Raw genomic sequence first — 13,785 nt, forward strand, 5'->3', positions numbered from 1 at the left:
GATGACAACAATGAACACTGCCAATGCGGCCATCGAAGTGAGCGCGCCCGCCGCCGCTACGCTCGCACCTTCAATCGATCCGCGAACACTGCGTGATGCGCTTGGGCTGTTTGCAACCGGGGTAACAGTGGTAACGGCCCCGGGAAGCGATGGTCAGCCGATCGGGATAACGGCGAACTCTTTCTCTTCACTGTCTCTTGAGCCGCCGCTGGTGCTTTGGAGTCTGGCGCTGCGGTCGCCAAACTGCGGAGCCTTTGAAGAGGGGCGGCCATTTGCAGTTAATGTTCTGCAGCGAGAACAGGAAGCGCTTGCATTGCAGTTTGCACGACCGGTTGAAGACAAGTTCCGGGACGTGGAATACCGGCTTAACCGTCATCGAGTGCCGTTGCTTGACGGTGCTCAGGCGCAGTTGGAATGTACGGTGGAGTTTACGCGCGTGCTGGGGGATCACCTGTTGATTGTTGGGCGTGTTGAGGCCCTGACGACCTTGCCGAGCGAGCCCTTGCTGTTTTACAGGGGGGCCTTCGTACAGCTGGCAAATTGACACCAGGGGTGCCGCCATCTGTGCGCGGCGCCTTGATAACAATAACAACACAGGATTCCGTGCATGATGAATGTATCAAGTAAACAGGGGTTGACTGCCGCGATTGCGCTGGCATTGATGTTGACGGTAGAGGCTCGGGCAACAGAGGGCGGCGGCTCCAACTATCCGATGGGGGCCGAGAACTATCTGATGGGGGCCTTGCCTCCGCCTGGCGTATACCCACTGATCTATGCCAATCGCTATGCTGCTGACGATTTGATGGATGATTCCGGCGATAGCTTGCCGATCGACTTCCGCTTGCGTGCCAATGTGGTAGCGCCACGTCTGGTTTGGGTCACTGACAAGACCATTCTGGGTGGTCAGCTGTTCCATGCAGCCCTGCTGCCGCTGGTGGATCTGGATGTCTCGGTAAATGGTATGGCTGACAGTAACCAGGGTATTGGCGACCTCGACCTGACCGCGTTTGCTCTGGCGTATCATCACAGCCCCAACTTTCACTCTGTGGTCGGTATGGATATCTTCGTCCCGACAGGCGAATACGATGCCGGTGAAATGGCCAACATTGGTCGCAATTACTGGGGTATACAGGCAGCGTATGCGGCATCCTGGGTCAACCCCAGGGGTTGGAATGCCGACATCAAGCTGATGTATGACTACAACTTCGAAAACGACGATACTGACTACAAGTCAGGTCAGGAGCTACATTTTGATTACTCGCTTGGCTACGGCGTCAGTCCCAATTGGGTCGTGGGTGTGGGTGGCTATGGTTATAAACAGACCACGCCGGACAAGGTGAACGGAGTCAACATCGGCAATGAGGGGCAGGCTTTCGCCATTGGTCCATCTATCAAGTATGACAACGGTCAGGGTTTCTTCCTGTCATTGAAGTACCAGAAAGAATTTGCCGTTGAGAACCGTCCTGAAGGTGATGCCTTCTGGATCAAGACCATCATCCCCTTCTGATCGGTCTTGCCGGTCCTGATCTCAGGGTCGGCACTTTTCAGATGCCATTCTTCCGTTGTCATCCGGTTGCAGATCGATATTGATAAAATCTCGGTTACAATGCGCACTGAACAAGGATGCTGGAATGGATGGCCCTATGCTCCCCAATGAAAAATCACTGCTTAATATTCGTCGCTCCCCGTTGGCTCTGCTGCGGGGGATGCTGGATCTTACAATTGCGCTGCTCCTCCTGTGGGGAATGTTCAAGGCACAGGAAAGGGTGCCATTCTGGGACAGCTGGTGGCTGGTCGAGCAGTACCGGGCTCTGGCCACCCGTTTTCTGTGGGAAGGCGCGGGCATTCCGGCCAGTTGGATAGCAGCAGTATTTGGTCTGCTGGCACTGTTGGTGGGTGCAGGGGCATTGCGTCAGGTGATACGTGAAGCCAGTCGGCGTTACTCAGTAACCAGCCTGAGGATCTTGAGCCGTCGTGGCTTGATCGGTCGGGCGACTGATGAACTGTACCTGCTCAGTGTGGATGGTGTGTCGCTGCATCAAAGCCCAATGGGCCGGCTGTTGGGGCATGCTGATCTGATCATCTCAGGCAGGGGCAACAACCAATTGAAATTTACCTTTGTGCGCTCGCCGGATGAGGTGCGGGAAAAAATAGACCGTATCGTGCTGGCGCGCAGAAGCAAACAGTCTCAGGAGTGAAGAAGGGCAGCCTTCCGCGTGGGTGGTGACAGGGGTCACCACCCGAATCTGATCAATGGCGGATCAGATAATCGAAGGCGCCGAGGGCGGCCGTCGAGCCTGACCCCATGGCGATGATGATCTGCTTGTACGGTGTCGCGGTTACATCACCGGCCGCGAACACACCCGGCATGGAGGTGGCGCCGTGGCTGTCGATGACGATCTCGCCGCGCTCGGTCAGCTCCAGGCTGTTTTTCAGCCACTCGCTGTTCGGCACCAGACCGATCTGGACGAATATACCGGCCACATCCACCACATGAGACTCATCGGTCTTGCGGTCCTTGTATTTCAGGCCGATCACCTTGTTGCCGTCACCCAGAACCTCGGTGGTCATCGCCTGCTTGATAATCTTGATGTTGGGCAGAGACTCTGCCTTCTTCACCAGCACACTGTCGGCGCGCAGGGTGTCGGAGAATTCCAGTACGGTTACGTCCTTAACGATGCCGGCCAGATCAATCGCCGCCTCGATGCCGGAGTTGCCGCCACCGATCACCGCGACACTCTTGCCCTTGAACAGCGGTCCGTCGCAGTGCGGGCAGTAGGCCACGCCCTTGCCGCGGTACTCCTGTTCGCCCGGCACGTTCATTTCACGCCAGCGAGCACCGGTAGCCAGAATCACGCTACGGCTTTTCAGGGTCGCACCGCTGGCCAGTTCCACCTCGATCAGCTCGCCCTTGCGCAATTTGGCGGCGGACTGCTCGGTGATCACCTCGACTTCATATTCCTTGACGTGCTGCTCAAGGCTGGCGACCAGTTTCGGGCCTTCGGTGTAAGGCACGGAGATGAAGTTCTCGATACCGACGGTATCCATTACCTGGCCACCGAAGCGCTCGGCGACCACACCGGTGCGGATGCCCTTGCGTGCGGCGTAGATCGCGGCAGAGGCACCGGCCGGGCCACCGCCGACGATCAACACTTCGTAAGGCTCGCGCTCGTTCAGCTCAGCCGCTTTCTTCTCGGCGGCGCCAGTATCCAGCTTGTTGACAATCTCGGCCAGCGTCATGCGGCCCTGACCAAAGTGTTCGCCGTTCAGATAGACGGACGGAACGGCCATGATCTGACGTTCTTCAACTTCTTTCTGGAACAAGGCACCGTCGATCATGGTGTGGGTAATGTTCGGGTTCAGCACCGCCATCAGGTTCAGTGCCTGTACCACGTCCGGGCAGTTCTGGCATGACAGCGAGATGTAGGTCTCGAAGTGGAATTCGCCCTTCAGGTTGCGGATCTGTTCCTGCAGTGCGGCATCGGCCTTGGACGGATGACCGCCGGCCTGCAGCAGCGCGAGTACCAGCGAGGTGAACTCGTGGCCCATGGGGATGCCGGCGAAGTTGACCCGCGGTGTCTGACCGGCAGGACCGACGGCGAGACTGGGAGCGCGTGCGCCCTCAACCTGTCTGAGGGTGATTTTTTCATTAAGCTCAGCGATTTCCTGTGCCAGGTCGCTGAGTTCTCGTGATTTGGGGCTGTCATTACTCGACACGCTCAGCTCAATCGGGGCCACAATATTTTGCAGGTAGGTGTTCAATTGCTGTTTCAGATTGGCATCCAACATATACGTATCCCTGTGTTTGTGAGGTCGTGTCAGATAAGCATGTATAACGAAAAGGATTTTGCAAAGCGGGGGGAGAGGAAGACCCGCCGGTCAGTGCAAACCGGCGGGGGGACAGCAGGCTGATCTTAGATTTTGCCAACCAGGTCCAGAGACGGTGCCAGAGTGGCTTCGCCTTCTTTCCACTTCGCCGGGCATACTTCACCCGGGTGAGAAGCTACGTACTGAGCGGCTTTAACCTTGCGCAGCAGGTCGTCAGCGTCACGGCCGATGCCTTCGGCAGTGATTTCAACAGCCTGGATCACACCCTGCGGGTCGATCAGGAAGGTAGCACGGTCAGCCAGACCCATGCCTTCACGCATTACACCAAAGTTGTTGGTGATGGTGCCGGTCTGGTCGCCAACCATGTAGTACTGGATCTTGCCGATGGTTTCAGACGTGTCGTGCCAAGCTTTGTGAGTAAAGTGAGTGTCAGTAGAGACAGAGAACACTTCCACGCCCAGCTTCTGCAGTTCTTCGTATTTATCAGCTACGTCACCCAGCTCAGTCGGGCAAACGAAAGTGAAGTCAGCCGGGTAGAAGAAGAATACGGCCCACTTGCCTTTAACATCAGCTTCGGTGATTTCAACGAACTCACCCGCTTTGAATGCAGTTGCCTTGAACGGTTTGATTTCGGTATTGACGATACCCATGTGTGTATTTCTCCTTGGCTCGATTGAGTGGATCGTTTTGAAGTCGAAGACAATACTAGAGCAGAATTGCAGTCTAATGAAATTGATAGCCGCTAATTGGTTGATAAATTTTATCTATCAGCAACTGTGCTGCAAAACAGCTCACATCAGTTTATGCTGATTCCATGAAATGGCAATAACTGCCGGATTTCGCCCTTGAGCATGAGAAAAGAATCTTGCCCAAGGGGTTGAAACCCGACCAGACTGCCCTGAAGAATGATGTATGGAACGATTTTTTACGCCAAGCCAAGTAAGGAGGCGAACATGCAAACCAACCGTATTGGACTGGACAGCGACAAATCGAAGCAGCTGGCTGAAAGACTCAACACACTGCTGGCCAACTACCAAATCTTCTACATGAATGTACGTGGGTACCACTGGAATGTGCGTGGCCCCGAATTTTTCGAACTGCACGTCAAGTTTGAGGAGCAGTACAACGACCTGCTGCTGAAAGTGGACGAGATCGCCGAACGTGTTCTGACACTGGGTCATCGACCGATGCATGCGTTCAGCGACTACCTGGAAAACAGCGAAGTCAAGGAAGCCAAGAATGTAACCGAAGGCAAGCTTTGTGTGCAGGGCCTGTTGCAGGGTTACAAGCAGCTGATCAGCATGCAGCGTGAAGTCATGGAGCTGGCTCAGGACGCTCAGGACGAAGGAACTGCTACCCTGATGAGTGACTACATCACTCAGCAGGAGAAGACAGTGTGGATGTTCAGCGCCTGGATGGGCTGATCATCCGTTGTAATCATCAAGCGCGGCCTGACGGGCGCGCTTGTAGTCTACGACCGGAGCAGGGCGACCCAGATGTTGTCCCGCTCCGGGCTTGTGTCGCTCCTTGGTCGGCAATTTGCCCAGCTGCGGCAGCCAATGTGCAATAAACTCCCCTTTGGGATCAAACTTCTCGCTCTGCAGTTGTGGATTGAAAATGCGGAAGTAGGGTGCGGCATCTGCCCCGACTGACGCACTCCAGGCCCACCCCCCCAAATTGGAAGCGAAATCCCCATCAATCAGCTTTGACATGAAGAACGCTTCACCCCGGCGCCAGTCGATACGGAGCAGCTTGGTCAGGAAGCTGGCAACAATCATGCGCAAGCGATTGTGCATCCACCCGGTGGCCAGTAACTGTTTCATGGCAGCGTCAACAATGGGATATCCGGTTTCCCCTGCCTTCCAAGCCTCGAAGGCCTTCTCGTTTTCAAGCCAGCTGATGCGTGTTTCCACTTCGGGTCGAAACGGCTCAAGTCGACTTTGGCCAGGGAAAGCCACCAGCAGGTGGCGGTAGAATTCGCGCCAGATCAACTCATTCAGCCAAGTGCTTTCCAGCCAGCTGTCATCGCCTCGTGCCTGTTGCAGCGCCGCCAGACACTGGCGAGCGGACAGTGCTCCGATTGTCAGTGCGGGGGACAGGCTTGATGTTCCCTTGATGGCGGGGAAGTCGCGTTTTTCGGCGTAACAGGGCTCCTGCGATTCCACAAAACCTTGCAACTGTTCCAACAGAGCCGCTTGATCAACGGGCCAGCGCAAGCGGTCATAGGCATCGGAGTCGGCCCGAGCGTGTGCGGTTGTTGAGGTTTGATCTGACACAGGAACGGCTGTGGGGGTGGGCAGGGGGGCATGGTCGACCTGCAGCAGATGACGTCGCCAGGCACGGCTGAAAGGGGTGAATACCTTGAATGGGCCTCCGTTGCCGGTCAGTACACTGCCCGGTGGCAGAATCAGGTCGCCATGATAGCCCCAAGCGGCAATCCCGGCAGACTGCAGCGTTTCACACACTGTTCGGTCACGGTTTTGCTCATTGAGCGGGTATTCGTAGTTGAAATGCAGATGGCTTGCCTGCAGCGAACGCGCCAGCTCAAGAATTGCTGCAGGGCAGTCACTGAACCGCTGCAACGAGAGCCGGAGCAGCGGAATGTTAAGGGCTTCAAGTTCGGTCTGCAGCCAGTTGAGTCGATCTTGCCAGAAAGCAATACGGGCCGAGGATTCATGGTGTGCTTCCCACTGTTGTGGGGTCAGGCAGACCAGTGCCGTAACCGGCTCACCTCGGCTGCAGGCAGCATGCAGTGCCGGGTGGTCCTGCAGGCGCAGGTCGTTGCGAAACCATACGAGTTGCATTCAGATGTAGTTCCTAAGCCCCAGCTCGTGCGGGTGCGGGTTCAGGTAGGTCTGTGAGCGAATGTAATCAGAGCCGAAGCGCTTGACGTAGTGCTTGAGCAGGGCCAATGGCACAACCAGATGAACATGCTCCTGACGGTACTGCTCGATGGCATCCAGCAACTCCTGCTTGCACTCGCTGTCTATCTCTTTCTTGAGATAACCGAGTATGTGCATCAGTACATTGGTGTGTGTCTTGCGTGTGGCCTTGTGACTCATGTGATGCATGAAGCGACTGATGTAATGCTGCATCACTTCTGGCAGCGGTTGCTGATGCGCATCGGCCAGATAACGACCCAGCTCACGGTAGCCTTCATAGTGATGCGCCATGAGCAGATACTTCTTCCGGCTGTGGAACTGAATGATGGCGTGATAGGAAGGGTCAGGTTCGATACTGGTTTTCCAGTCATCGTAGGCGAATACGCGTGCAATAAAGTTTTCTCGCAACACGGCATCGTTCATCCGAGCCTCTTCTTCAAGAGGCAGCTCTGGATTGGTCTGCCGTAACGCACGCACAAACAACCCCTGATCGGCGGTATTTGGCATGCCGTTGGGGTGATAGACCTTGACCCGCTCCATACCGCAGCTGGGGGAACCTTTCATCAGAATAAAACCGCGCAGGTCTCTGTTTTGACGGGCAAACTCAGTGCCGACCGCTAACAGATCGTCAGTGGCATCCAGACTCGGATCATTGGTGCCCAATGCGCGAGGCAATTCATCGGGCAGGCCAACCAGGCGTATCGGTTCACGGGGGATGCCAAGACCTGCCGCCACTTCAGGGCAGAAGGTCTTGAACTCGAAACAGTCCTGCAACACATCCAGACAGTAGCGGGATTGTTTGTGACCACCGTTGTAGCGCACTTTCTGACCGGTCAGGCAGGCACTGATGCCGACCGGAATTTTGCCTGCTGTCTGATCCGACATGAACACTCCAAGTTTGTTTACAGACCGATAAAGGGCTGTACCAGCCGCCCAACCAGTCCGCTGAACTTGAGCGGGGCATCGGTGGCGATCAGGCAGATACACTCTTCATCGGTATCGACCAGTGGCTGGTGGCTCACTTCACCATCAAGGTCGGCCACATCACCCTGACAGAAACGCCCCAGCTCATCATTATAGGAGCCTTTCAGGATCAGCGTCAGTTCATTGCCGCCGTGAGTGTGGTGCGGTACCGAAACCCCTGGTGAAATACGCAGCAGGCGTGCGGCACCGGGACCATCCAGGTGCAGGTCCAGCTGCTTGACACCGTATCCGATCCGTTTCCAGGGCAACTCATCCAGCGGCTTATCGAGCAGTTGTGCCAAAGGTGCCGGCAGCTCCGGGTTGGCGTAGGCTTCCGGCACCGAAGTGCAGAGTTCGTGTTCCGGCTCATCAAGCCGTGCCAGCAGTTGCTCAAAGGCATCAGCTTGCAGGTGGCTTGGTGGCAGTTGTTCCAGCAGTGCTCCGCCAACCGCATCGGTGGCGTGCATCCGTTCACGACAGTGCGGGCACCAGTGCAGATGACAGGCAACCAGAAGCGCCATGCCCTGTGGCAAGGTACCAGCGGAGTACGCCATCAGGGTTGCGTCGTCAAAATGATGGCTGATTTTCACTCTTCTTCCCCCCAGTGGGCCTTGAGCTTACTGAATGCGAGTCTCAATCGTGACTTCACACTGCCCAGCGGTATACCCAGCTGGTCAGCGATCTCGGAATGGCTCTTGCCCTCGTAATAGGATAAATGCAGCACCTGAGCCTGATTTTCGGGCAGAGTCTCGATTGCAGCCCGCATGCGATCTTCCAGTACCCCGTGCTCGTTCATGTCACGCTCATCAGGATCTGGTTCCTCTTCAGGCAGCTCGTACAATGGCATTTTGTCTCGCCGCATCCGGTCGATGCTTTGGTTTCGCGCCAGGGTGAATATCCAGGTACTGGCACTGGCCTTGGCTCGATTGAACAGGTGCGCCTTGCGCCAGACCAGCAGCATTGCTTCCTGGGTGATCTCTTCAGCACTGGCTTCAGGCATCCCCAAACGCAAGATGTAGGATTTGACCCGAGGGGCAAAGTGGGAGAACAGGCGAGCAAATTCAGACTTGTCCCGGCTCTCGGCCAGTGCAGTCAGACAGGCACTCCAGTCATCACGCACCTGCTTTCTCCTCTCCTCTGAGTCGCGCGCTCTGAGAGCGGCAGAATCAACAGCGGCAGCGTTCACATCGCCTCCTTCAGGCTGGTCTATCTGCATTTGCTCTCCATACGAATGAGTGGCCTTGGGTGGATCAGGCTGGATACTGATATTTCTGTTGTTGATACAGTATTGGCTTCACAATGTCGATGATCCAGCCATATCAGGGACGCGTAAGAGGCAACAGATGCATTTTTTGAAAAGGCCCCACGCATGAACGTTAAAGTGATCAGACCGTTGAAGATTGCCGTCATTGGCTCAGGGATCTCCGGGCTGTCCGCGGCTTGGCTGCTCAACCGGCAGCATGATGTCACTCTGTTCGAGAAAGATGATCGCCCCGGTGGTCATTCCAATACCGTCACTGTCGCGACTGAGGAAGGGGACCTGGCGGTCGATACTGGCTTTATCGTATATAACCCAGTCAACTACCCCAACCTGGTCGAGTTTTTTCGTACTCTCGGTGTACCCAGCATGAAGACCGACATGTCATTTAGCGTGTCAATCAACTCGGGTGCGCTGGAGTACAGTGGCTGCGGGCTGGCAGGGGTGTTCGCACAGAAACGCAATCTGTTGCGCCCAGGCTACTGGAAAATGCTGGCCGACCTGATGCGTTTCTATCGCGAGGCTCCGAGCCTGATCGATGACCCGGAGGTGCAGCCACAGACTCTTGGCGAAATGTTGAACAGCCGCGGCTACGGTCGAGCCTTTATTTATCAACACCTGATTCCCATGGGGGCGGCGATCTGGTCTACCCCTGCCGATCAGATGCTGGACTACCCTGCGGTTACCTTTCTTCGTTTCTGTCAGAATCACGGTCTGGTACAGCTCAAGGATCGACCCCAGTGGCGTACGGTAGCCGGGGGAAGTCGCGAGTATGTACAGCGGGTCTGTGATGAACTCAAGGGTGGAGTGCGCCTGAATAGCCGCATTCACCGCATTCATCGCCGTGGAGGTCAGGCGGTGGTTGAATTCATGCATGGCGAGAGTGAATCCTTTGATCATGTAGTGCTCGCCTGCCATGCCGATCAGGCACTGGCGCTGCTGGCTGATCCCAGCCCGGATGAGAAACGCCTGTTGAGTTGCTTTCCCTACCAGCGCAACCGTGCACTGCTGCATACCGATGCCGCGCTGATGCCCCGGCGCGAGGCCGCCTGGGCCAGCTGGAACTATCTTACCGACAGTCACAGCCCTGACAGTTTGCCAAGGGCAATATCGGTCACCTACTGGATGAATCGCCTGCAGCACCTGCCGCAACAGCATCCAGTGTTCGTGACCCTGAATCCGGTTGAGGAGCCTGCTGAAGGGAAGATTTTGCGCAGTTTTCTGTATGACCATCCTGTGTTCAATTTGGATTCGATTGCAGCTCAGAAGGAGTTGTGGTCACTGCAGGGCAAGCAGAACACCTGGTTTTGCGGCGCCTACTTTGGTTATGGCTTTCATGAGGATGGGTTGCAGTCCGGTTTGGCTGTAGCTGAGCAGCTCGGTGGCACAAAACGCCCCTGGACGCTGGATGATCCCAACAGCCGCATTCATGTGCAGGCGCCCGAAAAGCCACGCGTTGTCTGGTTGCATGGAGCCGTGGCATGACACAGTCCTGCCTCTACGCCGGCCAGGTGATGCACCACCGGATGAAGCCGAAAAAGCACCGCTTCATTTACCGTGTCACCTCAATGTTGATCGATCTGGATGAGCTGGATCAGCTTGGCCGCACACTCAAGTGGTTTTCCCGTAACCGTTTCAACCTGTTCTCATTCCATGATCGTGATCACGGTGATGGCAGTGATCAACCGCTGGTTGAGCAGGTCAGGTCCATTCTGAGTGCAAGTGGCATCAATATCGGTCAAGGCTCGATTCGTCTGCTGTGCTACCCGCGACTGCTGGGCTATGTGTTCAATCCCTTGAGCGTCTTCTACTGCCATGACGAGTCCGGCCAGTTGCGTGCGATCCTGTACGAGGTGAGCAACACGTTCAATCAGAAACACAATTACCTGATCCCGGTAGACCATGCGGCGTCGGATCAGATTCGTCAGTCCTGTGACAAGGATTTCTACGTGTCTCCGTTCATCAGTATGGCAACCCGCTATCACTTTCGCATGCAGCCGCCCGGCAGCCGGATTGCGGTATGCATACGTCAAACCGACAGCGAGAGTGCCGTACTGCACGCGACCTTCACCGGGCAGCGCCGCGAACTGAGTGATCAGGCTCTGCTGAGAACCTTTTTCAGCCACCCGTTGATGACGCTTAAGGTGATTGCCGGCATTCACTGGGAGGCGCTACTGATTTGGCGCAAGAAAGTTCCTTTGCAGCCGCGTCCGACACCGCCGGCACATCGCACCACACTGGTCAGTCAGACAGGGGAGCAACACTGATGAAGCATTCACCTACACCCAGTCTCAGTACACAGAACTCCCTGCCGCGCACCGGCTGGCTCAATCGCTGGTGCCTGCAGGTGCTGCTGGATCATCTGCCTCGGATCGAGTTCGGCACTCTGGATCTACAGTTGCCGTCGGGTCAGCTGCTGCAGTTTGGTCAGGCCCGAGAAGGTGAGCCGCGTGCAGAAATCCGCCTGCATCATTACCGTGCCCTGCGACGCCTACTGCGTGGTGGCGCTATAGGCTGGGCCGAGGGGTACATGGAGGGTGACTGGGACAGCCCGGATCTTGAGTCGCTGCTGCGCTGGGCGCTGGGTAATGAAAGTGCGATGCAGAACCTGATTCGAGGCAATCCGTTGCTGCGCATGTTCAACCGCCTGCGTCATCTGCGCCGTGCCAATACCCGCAAGGGCAGTCGACGCAATATTGCCTATCACTATGACCTGGGCAACGACTTCTATCGGCTTTGGCTGGATCGCAGCATGACCTATTCCGCAGCCCTGTATGAAGATGTGGATGCGCAGGGGCAGGAAGCACTGTACCGGGCACAGCTTGCAAAATATCGGCGCATCGCCGAGATGCTAGAGCTGCAGCCCGGACAGCGGGTGCTTGAGATCGGTTGCGGCTGGGGTGGTTTTGCCGAATTGGCGGCGCAAGAATACGGCGTCGAAGTGCACGGGATTACCCTGTCCACCGAGCAGCTGATCTATGCCCGTGAGCGGATCGAGAAGGCCGGGCTGAATGAGCAGTGCCGCTTTACCCTGACCGATTATCGCGATGTGGATGAAACCTACGATCATATTGTCTCGATCGAAATGTTCGAGGCGGTGGGTGAAGAGCACTGGCCGGTCTACTTTAACCAGCTCAAGCGTTGCCTCAGACCCGGTGGTCGGGCAGTACTGCAGATCATCAGTATTGAAGATCAGCGCTTTGAGCGCTATCGCAACAGTGCCGAGTTTATTCAGACCTATATATTCCCGGGCGGTATGCTGCCGGGCCCGCAACGACTGCGGCGTGAAATTGCGGATGGTGGGCTGCAGCTGCAGCAGGAGCATACCTTTGCCCTGGGCTATGCCCGTACCCTGCGGGAATGGCACCACAGCTTTATCGAACAATGGCCAAGGGTTCAGGCGCAGGGGTTTGATGAGCGCTTCCGTCGCATGTGGGTCTATTATCTGGCCTACTGCGAGGCAGGCTTTCGCCACGGCAGTATTGATGTAGGCCTCTATCAGCTGAGCCACTGATATGAAAGCTGCCAGGCTTGGCTCTCAACAGCTGTTTACCTATGCGTTGCCTGCACTGCCGCTGGCGGTTCCAACGGTTGGTCTATATGTTCTTTTGCCAACCTGGTATGTGGAGCAGGGCGGTCTGGCGCTTTGGCTGGTCGGGCTCATTCTGATGCTGGCCCGGGCCAGCGATCTGATCACTGACCCGCTGATCGGCTATTGGCTGGATCGAGGTAGGCCGGTGCGCTATCGACAGTTCATACTGGCTGGAGCGGTTCTGTGTCTGCCGGGGCTGGCGCTGCTTGTGCTGCCGCCTGCAGGCCATGCAGTGCTTTCTCTGCTGCTGGGGTCAACACTGCTCTATCTGGGCTGGACTCTGGTGCAGGTGCCTTACTTGAGCTGGCTGGCGGCTCTTAGCCCCGAGTCGTACCAGCGGGCTCGCGCTGCCAGCCTGCGTGAGGGCTTTGGTTTGATCGGTCTGTTGCTGTCGGCGGTTCTGCCGGCGGCCGGTTTAATGCTTGCGCTCAGTACACAGCAGGTCCTTTGGCTGATTGCCGGCTTTACGCTCTTGCCCGGTGCCTGGGCGCTGTGGCGTCTTTTGCATTGTCTTGAGTTGCCGGCGCAGGAGATGTCGAACCGTTCCGGTTCCGACTGGAAAAGCCTCTGGCGCAATCGTACCGCTCGAATGCTGCTGCAAAGCTGGTTCTGGAACGGCATTGCCAACGGCGTACCGGCGGTGCTGTTTCCGCTCTATGTTACGCGCACTCTGGCGGGCAGTGAGGCTGACCGAGGCTTGCTGATTCTGGTGTATTTCGGTGCAGCGGTGCTGTCGTTGCCACTGTGGCTGGGTCTCAGTCGCCTGTTCGACAAGGCCGACCTGTGGCGCGGTGCCATGCTGTTTGCCATCTGTGCCTTCCTGCCTGCAAGCTGGCTGGGTGCCGGCGATCTGTACTGGTTCATGCTGGTTTGTGTCCTGACAGGACTGGCGCTGGGAGCCGATTTGGCGCTGCCCCATGCGCTACAGGCCGAGGTCTGTGACTGGGACCGTTTCCGGTATCGGCGTCAGCGCAGAGGGCTGCTGTTTGCGTGCTGGAACGGCGCCAACAAACTGGCATTGGCACTGGCCGCCCTGATCGGGTTTGGTCTGCTCAATCTGGCTGATGGATTTGTACCCGAATACTCGGATGTGCTGTTGGCGATTTTGTATGCCGGCATTCCCTGTGTGATGAAATTGATAGCTATCTGGCGATTGCGACACTACCCGCTGAGAACACGACTGCATGCACGACTGATGCAGCGCATTCAGCTGTCATTGCCGAAATGATCTGTACATCATTACTGCACGTAATCCAGTACAT

The 13,785-nt window shown here is 56.5% G+C and carries 14 protein-coding genes; 8 read left to right on the forward strand and 6 right to left on the reverse strand.

Going from position 1 to position 13,785, the window contains the following annotated elements:
- The first annotated feature begins 1 nt into the window (after position 1).
- The 3 genes from CFI10_RS05080 to CFI10_RS05090 all read left to right on the forward strand — a co-directional run bounded on the left by CFI10_RS05080 (position 2) and on the right by CFI10_RS05090 (position 2,198).
- Positions 2–544 (forward strand): flavin reductase family protein, encoded by a 543-nt coding sequence (locus tag CFI10_RS05080; RefSeq protein ID WP_206840213.1) that lies wholly within the window; start codon positions 2–4, stop codon positions 542–544.
- Between the two features lie 63 nt (positions 545–607).
- Positions 608–1,507: a SphA family protein gene (locus CFI10_RS05085; protein ID WP_206840216.1), complete on the forward strand. Its 900-nt coding sequence runs from the start codon at positions 608–610 to the stop codon at positions 1,505–1,507.
- 124 nt (positions 1,508–1,631) lie between these two features.
- Positions 1,632–2,198 carry a PH domain-containing protein gene (locus CFI10_RS05090; protein WP_206840217.1) on the forward strand — a complete coding sequence of 189 codons (567 nt, stop codon included), beginning with the start codon at positions 1,632–1,634 and terminating at the stop codon, positions 2,196–2,198.
- Positions 2,199–2,250: 52 nt separating this feature from the next.
- On the opposite strand, the gene ahpF is transcribed toward CFI10_RS05090, so the two are convergent.
- Together ahpF and ahpC are read right to left on the reverse strand one after the other, a co-directional pair.
- Positions 2,251–3,789 (reverse strand): alkyl hydroperoxide reductase subunit F, encoded by a 1,539-nt coding sequence (ahpF, locus tag CFI10_RS05095; protein ID WP_206840219.1) that lies wholly within the window; start codon positions 3,787–3,789, stop codon positions 2,251–2,253.
- A gap of 125 nt (positions 3,790–3,914) precedes the next feature.
- Entirely contained in the window at positions 3,915–4,472 is a 558-nt protein-coding gene (gene ahpC, locus CFI10_RS05100) for an alkyl hydroperoxide reductase subunit C (RefSeq protein WP_425270444.1), read from the reverse strand.
- 309 nt (positions 4,473–4,781) lie between these two features.
- Between ahpC and CFI10_RS05105 the strand changes: the two genes are divergently transcribed.
- Positions 4,782–5,252: a Dps family protein gene (locus CFI10_RS05105; RefSeq protein WP_091825208.1), complete on the forward strand. Its 471-nt coding sequence runs from the start codon at positions 4,782–4,784 to the stop codon at positions 5,250–5,252.
- Here the strand turns inward: CFI10_RS05105 and phrB are convergent, their stop codons facing one another.
- Genes phrB through CFI10_RS05125 form a run of 4 tightly spaced genes read right to left on the reverse strand, consistent with a single transcriptional unit; the run spans position 5,253 to position 8,889 of the window.
- Positions 5,253–6,632, reverse strand: a complete 1,380-nt coding sequence (phrB, locus tag CFI10_RS05110; protein WP_206840227.1) for a deoxyribodipyrimidine photo-lyase — start codon at positions 6,630–6,632, stop codon at positions 5,253–5,255.
- Positions 6,633–7,595 carry a YbgA family protein gene (locus CFI10_RS05115; RefSeq protein ID WP_206840229.1) on the reverse strand — a complete coding sequence of 321 codons (963 nt, stop codon included), beginning with the start codon at positions 7,593–7,595 and terminating at the stop codon, positions 6,633–6,635.
- A 17-nt stretch (positions 7,596–7,612) separates the two neighbouring features.
- A complete protein-coding gene (locus CFI10_RS05120; protein WP_206840231.1) occupies positions 7,613–8,263 on the reverse strand; it encodes a ChrR family anti-sigma-E factor in 651 nt (216 codons plus the stop codon).
- The gene (locus CFI10_RS05125) at positions 8,260–8,889 is read right to left on the reverse strand and encodes a sigma-70 family RNA polymerase sigma factor (RefSeq protein ID WP_206840233.1); all 630 of its coding nucleotides are present in this window, start codon (positions 8,887–8,889) and stop codon (positions 8,260–8,262) included. Before CFI10_RS05125 ends, CFI10_RS05120 begins: the two co-directional genes overlap by 4 nt.
- Before the next feature lie 153 nt (positions 8,890–9,042).
- Here CFI10_RS05125 and CFI10_RS05130 point away from each other — a divergent pair, with 153 nt between their 5' ends.
- From CFI10_RS05130 to CFI10_RS05145, 4 genes are read left to right on the forward strand one after another with little or no spacing between them, the layout of a single operon-like run.
- Positions 9,043–10,416, forward strand: a complete 1,374-nt coding sequence (locus CFI10_RS05130) for an NAD(P)/FAD-dependent oxidoreductase (RefSeq protein WP_206840242.1) — start codon at positions 9,043–9,045, stop codon at positions 10,414–10,416.
- Positions 10,413–11,198, forward strand: coding sequence for a DUF1365 domain-containing protein (locus CFI10_RS05135; RefSeq protein WP_206840244.1), 786 nt, complete (start codon positions 10,413–10,415; stop codon positions 11,196–11,198). Before CFI10_RS05130 ends, CFI10_RS05135 begins: the two co-directional genes overlap by 4 nt.
- Positions 11,198–12,445 carry an SAM-dependent methyltransferase gene (locus CFI10_RS05140; RefSeq protein ID WP_206840253.1) on the forward strand — a complete coding sequence of 416 codons (1,248 nt, stop codon included), beginning with the start codon at positions 11,198–11,200 and terminating at the stop codon, positions 12,443–12,445. The genes CFI10_RS05135 and CFI10_RS05140 overlap by 1 nt, the downstream gene beginning before the upstream one ends.
- A gap of 1 nt (position 12,446) precedes the next feature.
- Positions 12,447–13,751: an MFS transporter gene (locus tag CFI10_RS05145; protein WP_206840254.1), complete on the forward strand. Its 1,305-nt coding sequence runs from the start codon at positions 12,447–12,449 to the stop codon at positions 13,749–13,751.
- Positions 13,752–13,785 lie beyond the last annotated feature (34 nt).

The organism is Marinobacterium iners (assembly GCF_017310015.1).
GTDB classification, from domain to species: domain Bacteria; phylum Pseudomonadota; class Gammaproteobacteria; order Pseudomonadales; family Balneatricaceae; genus Marinobacterium; species Marinobacterium iners.

Coding starts and splice junctions, on each gene's coding strand:
- CFI10_RS05085 (WP_206840216.1), top strand. CDS start 608: ATGATGAATGTATCAAGTAAACAGGGGTTGACTGCCGCGATTGCGCTG.
- CFI10_RS05115 (WP_206840229.1), bottom strand. CDS start 7,595: ATGTCGGATCAGACAGCAGGCAAAATTCCGGTCGGCATCAGTGCCTGC.
- CFI10_RS05140 (WP_206840253.1), top strand. CDS start 11,198: ATGAAGCATTCACCTACACCCAGTCTCAGTACACAGAACTCCCTGCCG.
- CFI10_RS05090 (WP_206840217.1), top strand. CDS start 1,632: ATGGATGGCCCTATGCTCCCCAATGAAAAATCACTGCTTAATATTCGT.
- phrB (WP_206840227.1), bottom strand. CDS start 6,632: ATGCAACTCGTATGGTTTCGCAACGACCTGCGCCTGCAGGACCACCCG.
- CFI10_RS05135 (WP_206840244.1), top strand. CDS start 10,413: ATGACACAGTCCTGCCTCTACGCCGGCCAGGTGATGCACCACCGGATG.
- CFI10_RS05145 (WP_206840254.1), top strand. CDS start 12,447: ATGAAAGCTGCCAGGCTTGGCTCTCAACAGCTGTTTACCTATGCGTTG.
- CFI10_RS05125 (WP_206840233.1), bottom strand. CDS start 8,889: ATGCAGATAGACCAGCCTGAAGGAGGCGATGTGAACGCTGCCGCTGTT.
- CFI10_RS05130 (WP_206840242.1), top strand. CDS start 9,043: ATGAACGTTAAAGTGATCAGACCGTTGAAGATTGCCGTCATTGGCTCA.
- CFI10_RS05105 (WP_091825208.1), top strand. CDS start 4,782: ATGCAAACCAACCGTATTGGACTGGACAGCGACAAATCGAAGCAGCTG.
- ahpF (WP_206840219.1), bottom strand. CDS start 3,789: ATGTTGGATGCCAATCTGAAACAGCAATTGAACACCTACCTGCAAAAT.
- CFI10_RS05080 (WP_206840213.1), top strand. CDS start 2: ATGACAACAATGAACACTGCCAATGCGGCCATCGAAGTGAGCGCGCCC.